The sequence below is a fragment of the Bacillus cihuensis genome (genome assembly GCF_000504145.1).
Taxonomy (GTDB): domain Bacteria; phylum Bacillota; class Bacilli; order Bacillales; family DSM-1321; genus Peribacillus; species Peribacillus huizhouensis.
Map to the genome: position 1 here is coordinate 45,997 of NZ_AYSD01000017.1, position 13,455 is coordinate 59,451.

At 37.7% G+C, this 13,455-nt stretch carries 11 protein-coding genes; 7 read left to right on the plus strand and 4 right to left on the minus strand.

Annotation, left to right across the window (positions count from 1 at the left end; translation table 11 throughout):
• The first annotated feature begins 142 nt into the window (after window positions 1-142).
• A complete protein-coding gene (locus V179_RS26990) occupies window positions 143-3,103 on the plus strand; it encodes a response regulator (protein ID WP_051404824.1) in 2,961 nt (986 codons plus the stop codon).
• A gap of 99 nt (window positions 3,104-3,202) precedes the next feature.
• Here the strand turns inward: V179_RS26990 and hxlB are convergent, their stop codons facing one another.
• The 4 genes from hxlB to rpe form a co-directional block, all read right to left on the minus strand.
• Entirely contained in the window at window positions 3,203-3,760 is a 558-nt protein-coding gene (gene hxlB, locus V179_RS0103800; protein ID WP_028390350.1) for a 6-phospho-3-hexuloisomerase, read from the minus strand.
• A 2-nt stretch (window positions 3,761-3,762) separates the two neighbouring features.
• Window positions 3,763-4,404, minus strand: coding sequence for a 3-hexulose-6-phosphate synthase (gene hxlA / locus V179_RS0103805; protein WP_028390351.1), 642 nt, complete (start codon window positions 4,402-4,404; stop codon window positions 3,763-3,765).
• 334 nt (window positions 4,405-4,738) lie between these two features.
• Window positions 4,739-5,086, minus strand: coding sequence for a winged helix-turn-helix transcriptional regulator (locus tag V179_RS0103810; protein WP_028390352.1), 348 nt, complete (start codon window positions 5,084-5,086; stop codon window positions 4,739-4,741).
• Between the two features lie 485 nt (window positions 5,087-5,571).
• Window positions 5,572-6,237 carry a ribulose-phosphate 3-epimerase gene (gene rpe, locus V179_RS0103815; protein WP_028390353.1) on the minus strand — a complete coding sequence of 222 codons (666 nt, stop codon included), beginning with the start codon at window positions 6,235-6,237 and terminating at the stop codon, window positions 5,572-5,574.
• Window positions 6,238-6,771: 534 nt separating this feature from the next.
• Between rpe and glpX the strand changes: the two genes are divergently transcribed.
• The 6 genes from glpX to V179_RS29590 all read left to right on the plus strand — a co-directional run bounded on the left by glpX (window position 6,772) and on the right by V179_RS29590 (window position 13,230).
• Window positions 6,772-7,746 (plus strand): class II fructose-bisphosphatase, encoded by a 975-nt coding sequence (gene glpX / locus V179_RS0103820; RefSeq protein ID WP_028390354.1) that lies wholly within the window; start codon window positions 6,772-6,774, stop codon window positions 7,744-7,746.
• A gap of 32 nt (window positions 7,747-7,778) precedes the next feature.
• Window positions 7,779-8,642 carry a class II fructose-1,6-bisphosphate aldolase gene (gene fba / locus V179_RS0103825; protein WP_028390355.1) on the plus strand — a complete coding sequence of 288 codons (864 nt, stop codon included), beginning with the start codon at window positions 7,779-7,781 and terminating at the stop codon, window positions 8,640-8,642.
• A gap of 33 nt (window positions 8,643-8,675) precedes the next feature.
• Window positions 8,676-10,679 carry a transketolase gene (gene tkt, locus V179_RS0103830; RefSeq protein ID WP_028390356.1) on the plus strand — a complete coding sequence of 668 codons (2,004 nt, stop codon included), beginning with the start codon at window positions 8,676-8,678 and terminating at the stop codon, window positions 10,677-10,679.
• A gap of 486 nt (window positions 10,680-11,165) precedes the next feature.
• A complete protein-coding gene (gene pfkA, locus V179_RS0103835; RefSeq protein ID WP_028390357.1) occupies window positions 11,166-12,125 on the plus strand; it encodes a 6-phosphofructokinase in 960 nt (319 codons plus the stop codon).
• A 98-nt stretch (window positions 12,126-12,223) separates the two neighbouring features.
• Entirely contained in the window at window positions 12,224-12,670 is a 447-nt protein-coding gene (gene rpiB, locus V179_RS0103840; protein ID WP_028390358.1) for a ribose 5-phosphate isomerase B, read from the plus strand.
• 416 nt (window positions 12,671-13,086) lie between these two features.
• The gene (locus tag V179_RS29590; protein WP_084552193.1) at window positions 13,087-13,230 is read left to right on the plus strand and encodes a GapA-binding peptide SR1P; all 144 of its coding nucleotides are present in this window, start codon (window positions 13,087-13,089) and stop codon (window positions 13,228-13,230) included.
• The last annotated feature ends 225 nt before the right edge of the window (window positions 13,231-13,455 follow it).

Here is a 13,455-nt window from a genome sequence, read left to right on the forward strand (position 1 = left end):
CTAATCTTTGCTGTGGGGGATTCCTATGTAAGTTTGCCATTGCTTATATGTTAAAAGAGTAGATGCAGCCACTCTTATTTAGCAAATTTAGCAAATTACTGCTAATGGTTCATGATTAAGCTAGTATAGAAGGGTGTTGGCTATGATTCGATTACGAAAACATTCAATTCTAATCACTGTCATTTATGTGTTCATTTACTACATATGGATGTTGCTGTGGCCGGAGATGAAATTAATTGGCGGAATTATAGCAATTACAGGTCCTTTGCTTGCCATTTTATTTATAGGAAGCTCTTTACGAAGAATACAAGAAAAAGAGGAGAAAAACTTCTGGGTTATTATATGCATCGGGTGTATTAATTATTTTATTGCGGAGTTAATATGGCGCTACCGTGTATCTTATTTAGAAATGGCTGATCCATTTCCCGGATGGGCAAATTTATTTTATAACTTATTTGTTTTTATATATAGTATCGCTGTTTTTTATAAAGTATTTGCCAAAAGGAAAAAATACCGAACGATTCAAGTGTTTTTTGACTCATTTATCATTATGACTGTCTTAACAACAATAAGTTGGGTTTATTTTTTAAGTCCGCTATTACCTGATACAACTACCTCAACTTTTGAACTAGTCATTGCATTAAGTTATCCAGTCGCTGTTTTAGGCGTATTATTCGGTATTGTTTTGCTTTTTCTTACTTCTATGCCATTGTTTCCACCGGTTTTTTTAACTTTAAATACTATAGGAATTACTGTTTATACAATTGTAGAATCCTATTATGTATATCAAGCGATCTATCATACGTATAATGGATACTTTACATTCTTAACCCCCATATGGAACATTTGTATTTTGTTAATAGGTCTTTCCAGTTTTTTTAGTAAAGAAGTCAACGATGTTCCTCGAAAAGAAACTAATCTATCAAAATTATTTTATATAAGTCGAACGATACTGCCATTCTTGAGTTTAATTGTCTTGCTTTTTCTTACAATCATTAAAAAGGAAGCAATCTTAAGTTATTTTATCGGTGGAGCAGTTCTTCTACTATTAATTGTTATTCGGCAGATCATTACCATTTTCGAAAATGAAACATTGGTTCGTAAACTCAAAGAACGAACAGCAGAACTGGAGATTACACAGCATGAATTACTTGAATTAAAAGAAGTCGCAGAGGAACAGAGCTGGCTAAAAACGAAAATTGCTGATATCGCTACTATGTATCCTGGAATAGGTGATTTAGAGACTTTAGCACATCTTTTTATTACAAAGGTCACTCCTATGGTAGGGGCAAATTATGGTGTCTTCTATATTAAGCAAGGCAATGGGGATGAAGAGAGGTTTCAGAAGCTTGCTTCTTATGCCTATAATCAAGCAGGAATTGGTGCTGAGAGCTTTCGTTTAGGGGAAGGGTTGGTTGGACAGTGTGCAGTAGAGAATCGCATGATATCGCTCAATCAAGTTCCTGAAAATTATATAAAAATTACTTCTGGTCTTGGTTCGACACCACCATCAAATGTGCTCATCATTCCAGCGGAATTTCAAGGAGAAGTATTGGCTGTTATTGAGTTGGCATCATTTGAATTGTTTACTGACCCAGAACGAATGTTGTTAAAAGAGGTAATGAGTAATCTCGGCATCAACATAGAAAGTATAATAAGAAATATGGAGGTAGAAAAGCTTCTTCAAGAATCACAGGCTTTAACAGAAGAACTGCAGACCCAATCTGAAGAACTTCAATCACAACAAGAGGAGTTACGAACAGTTAATGAACAACTCCAAGTGCAAAATGAAAACTCTGAACAGAAGACAAGGGAATTAGAGAAAGTAAAAGGAATACTTGAAGAAAAAGCACAGCAATTAATTATAAGTTCACAATATAAATCAGAGTTTTTAGCCAATATGTCCCATGAGCTCAGAACCCCTCTTAATAGCTTATTAATTCTAGCTCAACTGCTGGCTGATAATGATGATGGTAATTTTACGTCAAAACAGGTGGAATATGCGAGAACCATTTTCTCATCAGGCAATGATTTACTATATTTAATCAATGATATATTAGACATTGCAAAAGTTGAAGCAGGAAAAACGGAAGTTATTTTTAAAGATGTAAAACTTAGTGATGTGAAGGAATTTGTAAATGCACAGTTTATCCCTGTTGCCCGCAAGAAGAAAATTAAATTCAACGTTCAAGTTGATGCTGATGTACCGGAGATGATTAAAACTGATAGCAAGCGCTTACAGCAAATTTTGAAGAATTTATTATCCAATGCATTTAAATTTACTGAGTATGGTGCTATATCTCTAGCAATTCAAAAAGTTGAAAAAGGAAGTATTTATACAAATGCAAATATAGAATTTGCATTTTCCGTTAAGGATACAGGAATTGGTATTGCAGCGGAAAATCAGAATATTATCTTTGATGCATTTAAACAAGCGGATGGAATAATCAGCCGAAAATATGGCGGAACAGGATTAGGGCTTTCAATTAGCCGGGAACTCGCTCAATTATTAGGCGGTTTCATTGAAATTGATAGCGTCGAAGGAAAAGGTAGCACGTTTACCTTATATTTGCCAAATTATAAAAACTTGGAAAGTGCGGAGTTATCCATCTCAGAAGCAGAAGTTGCATCAGGGATTTTTGAAGAATCAGTTCTTGAATCTGCTGCAACTGTTGAGTTTCCATTACAAACTGATGATCCGAAACAGATGCTTGGTAAGAAGGAATTGCTAGAAGGGAAGAAATTATTAGTAGTAGACGACGATATGCGAAATATATTTGTGTTAACGACAGCACTGGAGAGTTTTCAAGTGGAGGTGTTGTTTGCAGAAAACGGAAATGAAGGGATTGCAGTTTTACAAGAAAACGCCGATATTGATCTCGTTCTGATGGATATTATGATGCCTGAGATGGATGGGTTTGAAGCGATACAATATATCCGCCAAATCCCTAAGTTTCAAAACATCCCCATTATTGCCCTTACAGCAAAGGCAATGAAATATGATCGACAACAGTGTATAGAGGCAGGCGCTTCAGATTATATTAGTAAACCAGTAAACTTAGAACAGCTATTCTCAATTATGAGGGTGTGGCTATATAGATAAGCAAATGTTGATTATAGCTTTATAATATCAATTTAAACGGAAAAACGGATGCAAAATTATCTTTTGCATCCGTTTCGCCGTTTGGAAAATGAATAGATTCTACTCTAAATTCGCATGGCGTCCGTACATTTTGTCAGAATCCATACCCTTTTTCTCCATAAAGCGAAGAATGATAGAATCATAGAATAATAGTAAGCTTTGTTCGAACAGAGAGCCCATTGGCTGAATCGATTTATTACCTGTATCGACACCAGATTTCGCTTGAGCCGGGATTTCAATCACGATATCCGCTAAATCCCCAATCGAAGAATTAGGGAAGATCGTCACTGCTGCGACAGTCGCTCCAATGCTCTTCGCTTTTTCTGCCATGGCAACCAGGCTTTTCGTTTCACCAGATCCGGAGCCGATGATAAAGATATCGCCTTCTTCCAGATTAGGTGTCACCGTTTCGCCGACAATATAGGGATCTAGCCCCATATGCATCATACGCATGACAAAACATCTAGCCATGAAGCCTGATCGGCCGGCTCCCGCTACAAATACTTTCTTCGCATTTAGAATACCATTTACGAGCTGTTCAGCTTCTTCATCACGAATCAATGCAGCTGTTCGTTGAAGCTCTTGCAACACGATTTCAGTGTATTCAGTTGTTTGCATAATTAAACAGTCACCGCTTCTTTGATTAAACGTTTCATTTCAGCAGCTACAGCCTTTTTATCTTCTTGGTTAGCGATACCGCCACCTACGATAACAAGGTCAGGGTTTGATTTAAGAACTTCAGGAAGTGTTTCTAATTTAATGCCACCTGCGATTGCAGTTTTTGCATTTTTTACAACGCTTTTAATTGTTTCAAGGTCTTTAAATGAGTTTTGGCCTTTTGCTTGTAGGTCGTAACCTGTATGTACACAAATATAGTCTACGCCCATTGCGTCAACTTCTTGCGCACGTTTAGCAAGATCTTTTACAGCGATTAAATCAATAAGAATCTTTTTACCTTGTTTTTTTGCTTCTGCAACTGCGCCTTTGATAGACTCATCTTCAGCTACAGCTAGAATAGTTACGATATCAGCGCCATTTTCAGCTGCTTTTAAAACTTCATAACCTGCTGCATCCATTGTTTTCATGTCAGCTAAAACTTGTAATTGAGGGAATGCTTCTTTCACAGCTTTTACAGCTTGAAGACCTTCAATTTTAACAACCGGTGTACCAATTTCTACGATATCAATGTAATCTTTAACTTCTTCCACCAATTTAATTGCTTCTTCAGTATTTACAAGGTCTAACGCCAATTGAAGTTCCATGAATAACCCACTCCTTAATATAGTTTGTAAATAATTGCTACTAAAGATAGTATATATTCTAACTTTCAAAAAACAAAGTACGCACTTTTTTATCATATAGTGTTAAAAAATATACTATTAAAGAAAAATGGGTAGGAGATAGGAGTTTTTAGTGATATTATGCGGTCATATGATTACCCTTTAAGAAAAGGAGCAAAAAAAAACCGTGTGTATAAGTTGCCGTTAGGATCGCACACGGTTATGAGATATCTTTCATTTGGTTGAAAGCGTTTAAGTGTTAGAGCATTTAGGTAATTTAAATCTCGTTGAAAGTACTTGAGTATGTGTTAGTTCTCTATTGTGTTTTTACAGTATTGGTCGTTTCCATATACTCTTTCCCCCAGCTATACATAGCTTCCAAAATAGGCATTAAGCTTTCTCCTTGTTCTGTAAGTGAGTATTCTACTTTGGGCGGGACTACAGCAAAAACTTCACGATGCACGATGAAATTATCTTCCAGTTCTCGCAATTGACTGACGAGCATTCTTGGAGAGATACCTGGCATGAGAGACCTTAGTTCATTAAAGCGTTTTTTTTCTTCTTTACCTAAGTGCCATAAAATCAACATCTTCCATTTTCCCCCGATAACAGAAAGGGTTAATTCTTTTTCACAGTTATACGACTTACCACAAAGCTCTATCATGTTTGTCACCTCCAATTTGGACAAAATATAAACCCGTCAATTCAGTTTAATCATGGACTTACCAGTTCAATACTTCTGGATGGGGATCATACATTCTATACAGGTGGGAAAATGATAGAAGAAGGTGAACGGTTCATTAAGAATGCCAGTGTGACGGTGTCACAATTCATATACAACCTGTTGTTTTAGGAGATAGAGAAAGTTGTCTTTGGGCGATAAATTAATAAAATTAAAATTAGAAAACTAGTAAAATGTCATTTTTTTGAACCCTGTAAAACTCCTACTGTTACCGCGTTTTTCCTTCTACCATTTTTTTTAAGAAAAGCCAAGGCTTTTTGAAAAAGGCACTTGGCAAATTCTGTAGCATGACTACTATTTGTTTCTAGCAAACAACAAAAAAAGTGTATACAATTTAGCATAGGTACGTACGTGTATGTACCACATAGGTTTGCTCCGACGGTACACTGCTAATCAACTTGTAAGAATTAAATGGCAGCTGAATTTACTCCATGCCGAATGGATTGAATGGCCTGACTACGATCTTGTTGATTATAAATAGCGGACCCAGCAACAAGAACATTGGCACCTGCTTCAACGCAAAGTCTGGCTGTTTCAGGATTTACGCCACCATCTACCTCGATTTCCACATCCAAGTTTTTCTCCGCTACAAGGTCAGCAACTTCTCTAATTTTAGGTAGAACGGAGTGAATGAATGACTGTCCCCCAAAGCCTGGATTTACTGTCATCAGCAATACAAGATCAACATCCTCGATCACATGATGAATCATAGAAACAGGTGTATGTGGATTTAATACAATGCCAGCTTTCACACCTAATGATTTAATCAGTTGAATGGTTCGGTGTAGGTGTGGACAAGCTTCTACATGTACAGATATAATGTCCGCCCCTGCTTTTGCGAACGTTTCGATATATTGATCCGGATTTTCTATCATTAAATGTACATCTAACGGTAACTGAGTGACGGGTCTAATGGCATCAACGATCAGGGGTCCAATAGTTATATTTGGGACAAAATGACCATCCATCACATCGACATGGATGTAGTCAGCTCCACCTAGTTCAACATCTTTTATGTCTTCTCCAAGCTTGGCAAAGTTAGCTGAAAGAATAGAAGGTGCAATTTTAATCATAATGAAATCCTCCGATTTTTTTTGTCGTAAAAAACATTCACTTTTGTATGAGTGATATCTGTTTTCTTTCAAGCGAATTTGGAAATAGTAATTATTTCGATATTCGTTTTTTGCATAAAATTGATATAGTCTGTTTAACAGTGTTGCTGTCCTCGCTCCTATACTAATAAATATCGGTTGAACCTATGCTTACATAAATCATTACATAAAGAAACAGTATTTTCCCGAATAATGGGATTTTTATATAAAACTTATTTTAATAAAAGTAGAGTTAAAGGAAGATGGAATTTTTCAAAAAAGTAATAAAGTCAAGTTGATCTTAGCTTTAAATTGAGAAAAACAGAGATAAATTAGGAAAAATTAAGAGTTTAATTATCAGAAAATTTAGTTAAAAGTATACTCGTTAATACTATATGTTAATAAAGTGCGTACTTACAGATGCAGAATATACGAGATATACTATGGCTGTACAGGTGGGAGCTAAATTTAGAAACAGTTTATTTCGTTCGTATTACATAACCAGGAGGTGACCTGATGAATCAGTTGAAAAATAATGTCATGTATGAAAAAGATATTCAGACACTAGCTATGGACTTTCTCACTGTCGCACAAAAAGCGGCGATCGCTTCTTATCCATGGGTAGGAAAAGGAAACAAGATAGAAGCAGATGGTGCAGGGACTGAAGCTATGCGCAATCAAATGAATCTGATCGATATGAGTGGTTTGATTGTGATTGGTGAAGGTGAAATGGATGAAGCACCGATGCTCTATATTGGTGAGGAACTTGGAACGAAGAAAGGTCCCGAAGTAGACATTGCCGTTGATCCAGTTGAAGGAACCACGATGATGTCCAAGGGGCAAGATAATGCCTTAACCGTTATTGCTGTTTCCAAGAAGGGTAGTTTACTACATGCTCCGGATATGTACATGCACAAGATCGCAGTAGGGCCAAAGGCGAAGGGTGCCATCAACATAGATGCAACGTTGACAGAAAATATGAAATCAGTTGCTAAAGCTTTACGTAAAGACGTGAGTGAATTAACGGTTATGATCCAAGATAGACCACGCCATGATCATTTGATTAAACAAGTACTTGATGCAGGGGCCCGTGTTAAGTTGTTTGGTGATGGAGATGTTACGGGAGCAATCGCTACTGCCATCGATGAGATCGATGTTGATATTTTGGTAGGCATGGGAGGAGCACCAGAAGGAGTCATTGCTGCTGTTGCATTGAAATGTATGGGCGGAGACTTTCAAGGAAAACTAGCACCTCAAGAGCCAGCAGAATTTGAACGTTGCATTAAAATGGGAATATCGAATCCAGAAAAAGCTTTAACAATTGACGAAATTGTGAAATCTGAAGATTGCTTCTTTGTTGCAACTGGTATTACGGATGGGTTGCTGATGAACGGGATTCGAAAACGGTCTAACGGTTTTATGCTATCCCACTCTTTTGTCGCAGTTGGTGGAAGTTCGAAAAATTATCAATTTGTTGAAGCATTTCATTAATAGATTACTAAATAAAAAGGAGAGATTTTTTTATGGCATTAGTATCAATGAAAGATATGTTAATTCAAGCAAAAGAAAAAGGGTACGCAGTAGGTCAGTTTAATATTAATAACTTAGAGTTTACTCAAGCGATTTTACTTGCTGCAAAAGCAGAAAACTCTCCAGTTATTCTTGGTGTATCTGAAGGGGCTGCTCGCTATATGGGCGGATTCAAATTAATCGTTTCTATGGTTAAAGAATTAATCGAAGCATATGATGTAACGGTTCCTGTTGCGATCCATTTAGACCATGGTTCTAGCTTAGAAACATGTGTGCAAGCGATTCATGCTGGATTTACATCGGTTATGATTGATGGTTCACATCATCCGCTTGAAGAAAATATTGAGCTTACTAAACGTGTTGTTCAAATTGCTCATGCAGTAGGTGTCTCTGTTGAAGCAGAACTTGGACGTATTGGTGGCCAAGAAGATGATCTTAGTGTCGATGCAGCAGATGCTTTCTATGCAATTCCTTCAGAGTGTGACCAATTAGTTCGCGAAACAGGTGTTGATTGCTTTGCTCCAGCACTAGGTTCTGTTCATGGACCATATAAAGGTGAACCTAATCTTGGATTTGATCGTATGAAGGAAGTTATGGAGCTCACAGGTGTTCCTCTCGTTCTTCATGGTGGAACAGGTATTCCTACAAAAGACATCAAAAAAGCCATCTCACTTGGTTCAGCGAAAATCAATGTGAACACAGAGAGTCAAATCTCTTCAACGAGTGCAGTTCGTGAAGTGTTAAATAATGATGCAAAATTATATGATCCTCGTAAGTTCTTAGGACCTGCTCGCGATGCGATTCAAGAAACGGTTCAAGGAAAAATGCGTGAATTTGGTTCTTCTGGTCAAGCTTAATTCGTAAATCTATGATAAGAAAGGGGAAAAAACATGATTGAACAAAAAGTAAATGTGGATCAATTGGCGATTAATACAATAAGAACCCTCTCCATCGATGCAATTGAAAAAGCTAATTCTGGCCACCCTGGTATGCCAATGGGGGCTGCTCCAATGGCTTATACACTTTGGACACAGTTTATGAACTATAATCCAAGTAATCCGAACTGGTTTAATCGCGATCGTTTTACATTATCAGCTGGCCACGGTTCGATGCTGTTATATAGTTTGTTACATTTAACGGGTTATGATTTATCCATGGAAGAGTTAAAACAATTCCGTCAATGGGGCAGTAAAACACCGGGACATCCTGAATTTGGACATACGGCGGGGGTAGATGCTACGACTGGTCCGCTTGGTCAAGGTATTTCGATGGCTGTTGGGATGGCGATGGCGGAAAGACATTTAGCCACTACGTACAATGTGGATGATTTGAATGTCATTGATCACTATACATATAGCATTTGTGGTGATGGTGATCTCATGGAAGGAGTATCTGCAGAAGCTGCTTCATTAGCTGGTCATCTTCAGCTCGGCCGATTGATTGTCCTGTATGATTCAAATGACATTTCACTTGATGGTGATTTAAATAAATCGTTTAGTGAAAGTGCTGCGGATCGTTTCAAAGCATATGGTTGGCAAGTACTTCGTGTTGAGGATGGAAATGATATTAAAGCAATTGCTGACGCTTTAAGTAAAGCAAAAGCTAATGAGAGCCAACCAACTTTAATTGAAGTGAAAACGGTAATCGGCTATGGCTCACCAAATAAAGGTGGCAAATCTGATTCGCATGGTGCGCCGCTAGGTAAAGAAGAAATGAAACTTGTAAAAGAACAATATGGCTGGAATTATGAAGAAGACTTTTATATTCCTGAAGAGGTACAATCTTATTTTGCTGAACTTAAAGAAGCATCTGAGAAAAAAGAACAAGAGTGGAATGAATTATTCGCTCGATATGAAAAACTTTATCCGGATGCTGCCAAAGAGTTAACGCTTGCCATAAATGGCGAGCTACCTGCAAATTGGGATGTAAATGTTCCACTTTACCGAGTAGGAGAAGATAAGCTTGCTACACGTTCTTCTAGCGGTGAAGTGTTAAATGGTCTTGCTAAAAATGTTCCTCAGTTATTTGGAGGATCTGCTGATTTATCCTCTTCCAATAAAACTTTACTAAAAGGGGAAACGGATTTTAGCGCTAGTAATTATGGCGGACGAAATATCTGGTTTGGTGTTCGTGAATTTGGAATGGGTGCTGCTCTCAATGGAATGGCACTGCACGGAGGAGTAAAAGTATTTGGAGCTACTTTCTTTGTATTCTCCGATTACCTACGTCCAGCCATTCGTCTTTCAGCCCTTATGCAGGTTCCGGTTACGTATGTATTTACACATGATAGTATTGCTGTAGGAGAAGATGGTCCAACCCACGAACCAATTGAACATTTAGCTTCATTACGAGCAATGCCTGGTCTTTCAACGATTCGTCCAGCTGACGGAAATGAAACGGCTGCAGCTTGGAAGCTAGCTGTTGAAAGTAAAGATCAACCAACAGCTCTTATTCTTACACGTCAAGACTTACCAACCTTAGCCGATCCTGAAAAAGCGTATGCAGGCGTCAGCAATGGGGGCTATGTCATTTCAGAAGCAAAAGGGGATGTTGCAGGCTTGTTATTGGCTTCTGGTTCTGAAGTATCCTTGGCAGTTGAAGCACAAGAAGTGTTGGCAGAAGAAGGAATTTATGTGTCTGTTATTAGTATGCCATGTTGGGACCGTTTTGAAAAACAAACGACTGCATATAAAGAAACAGTGATTCCGAAACATGTAAAGGCACGTTTGGGCATTGAAATGGGTGCATCAATTGGCTGGAGCAAATATGTTGGCGATAGTGGAGATGTATTAGCGATTGATCAATTCGGCGCTTCTGCACCTTATGACAAGATCATTGAGGCATATGGTTTTACCGTTGAAAATGTCGTTACTCGTTTTAAAAGATTACTATAAAAATTAGTGGATCTGTGAATACCCTGAGAAATAGATAATTAGCAAAATCAGATAATAGATTATGATCTGAATGAATGAAAAAGAGCCAAACTATATGAAAGTAACGGCTCAGAATTCAAATTCAAATAGCTTGTTTTATTAAGAAGCTGGTATGGATTTTGGGCAGATTTCACCAATAGGTGAACCTGCCCTTTTTTAACCATACTATTCATTTAATTTAAAAAAATGTAGAGCGATAATAATGATTACTTATTTTTTGAAAGATTTAGATCTATTAAGATAAGTGCAAGAGATTTATAGTCGCTTCTCAGAATAAATATAGATAATAACAGGAAATCCAATAGTCTGTCTTCTTTCTATTTATACAAGTAGGAGGAGCATGAGACTATAATATGTACTTCAAGATGAAATAAATCTTATTCACCACTATACGAGGCGTCTATATGTTGGCACATCATGATGCCGTAAAGATGGAGGAAATGAGCGATGAATAAAATTGCCATATTAACGAGTGGCGGAGATGCGCCAGGTATGAATACTGCTATTCGTGCAGTCGTTAGAAGAGGGATTTTTAATGGTTTGGAAGTTTATGGGGTGCAAAACGGCTACAAAGGGTTAATCGCTGGGAATTTTACGCCGATGGACTTTAAAAGTGTTGGTGATATCCTCCATCGTGGAGGCACGATTTTACAGAGTACACGTTGTGACGAATTCAAGACAGAAGAAGGTCAGAAAACAGCGATTGCACAAATGGAAAATGCAGGGATTTCTGGTTTGATTGTCATCGGCGGAGATGGCTCATTTCAAGGGGCAAGTAAACTAAATGCCCAAGGCTTTGCTACGATTGGTATTCCAGGCACGATCGATAATGACATTGCAGGAACGGACTATACAATTGGATTCGATACGGCTGTCAATACAGCTGTGGATGCGATTGATAAAATTCGTGACACGGCTTCTTCTCATGAACGTACGTATGTAATTGAGGTCATGGGTAGAAATGCAGGGGACATTGCATTATGGGCAGGTATGTGTGCTGGAGCAGAGTCTATTATTATACCAGAGGCGATGGATGACGTAGAAGATGTGATTGATCGCGTTCAAAGGGGAGCGGCGCGCGGGAAAATCCACAGTATTATTGTTGTTGCGGAAGGTGTAGGGAAAGGTCACGAAATTGGAAAAGTCATTGAAGAAAGAACCGGTTTTGAAACAAAAGTGACCATCCTCGGTCATTTTCAACGAGGAGGTTCACCTAGCGCTTACGATCGAATGATGAGCACACAAATGGGAGCTAAAGCTGTGGATCTGTTTGTCGATGGGGTTTCTGGTGTAATGGTAGGATTAAGGAATGGAAAACTGGTTCATACACCATTTGAGGAAGCTTTAGAGTATAAGCGTACGATTGATATGGATACGTATCATTTAGCAAGGAGTCTGTCTATATAAAGTAAGCAACAGCTAGTATGAGCCAGTAAGACAAACGATCGTATTAACATGATGAAGAGTTACGTTGTGATGGATGGGATAAAAGGGAGGAAAAGAATATGAAGGTCGCCATAGCTTCAGATCACGGGGGAGTAAATATTCGCCAAGAAATTATTAATTTAATGAAAGAAATGAACATTGAATATGAGGACTTAGGCTGTGAGTGCAGTACATCTGTTGACTATCCAGACTATGCTGTTCCAGTTGCTGAGAAAGTAGCAAATGGGGAAGTGGATCGAGGGATCTTGATTTGTGGTACAGGGATTGGCATGAGTATTGCTGCGAATAAAGTAAAAGGAATTCGTTGCGCACTAGTCCATGATATGTTTAGCGCTAAAGCAACAAGGGAACATAATAATACTAATATATTAGCGATGGGAGAACGTGTCATCGGTCCAGGATTAGCTCGTGCGATTGCCGAGATCTGGTTAACGACTCCTTTTGAAGGAGGCAGACATGAAAGCCGGGTTTGTAAAATAACCGAGTATGAAAATTCTCTGGGATAAAAAATGAGCATAATAGAAGATTAGTAGTATACAATTAGTACGTTTCAATGAAAGGATCAGACTGCTGAGTTAGTTTCAGCGGTCTATATTAATTTTGAACAAGATTATGGAAATATAAAGTGAAACTTTAAACAGTGGGGTATGCCTGTGATCGCCCGGGATAAAAGGTATACTTTATCACACTATGTAAAAGTAAAGTGTGTACTTGTTTAGAGAGTCTATTTGCTTAATAATGAATCTAACAAAGCGCTTACATTCTGTTTACAAACAGTGATAAGCTGCAAAATTTTATTAAAAATGAAAATTGATGATGTAGTTGGCCTATGAAAATCAAGTGAGTCTGTATTCCATGAATGAGCTTATATTTGCAGAGTATGAGAATGTGTACAATTAGTCTATAAAAAGGTGGGAGAAACATGTCAAACTATATTGCGCAAGGATCAATTATTTGTAAACATTGTGGAGAGCTTATTGACACGATGCCTACAGAAAAAGTGACTGTCTACTATTCAGAATGTAAGCAAGAAAAGTGTGAAAATCGTGTATTACAAGAGGATTAATAAAAGTCTATGTATCTGTTATACTTAAACAGCAATAACCTTGATGAAAAAGTCTATGTAGGAATTACAATGTAATAGTTTATTAAATTCCAATCATTTAGATAAAGTCGACCTTCTTAAATGTTAAGAAGGTCGACTTTTTATTTTTAAGAAGGAAACAGCGGGCAAAGATGAAGTATTGGAGGTTTGAACAAGCGATTCATTCACGTGTTTGTTCATAATGCA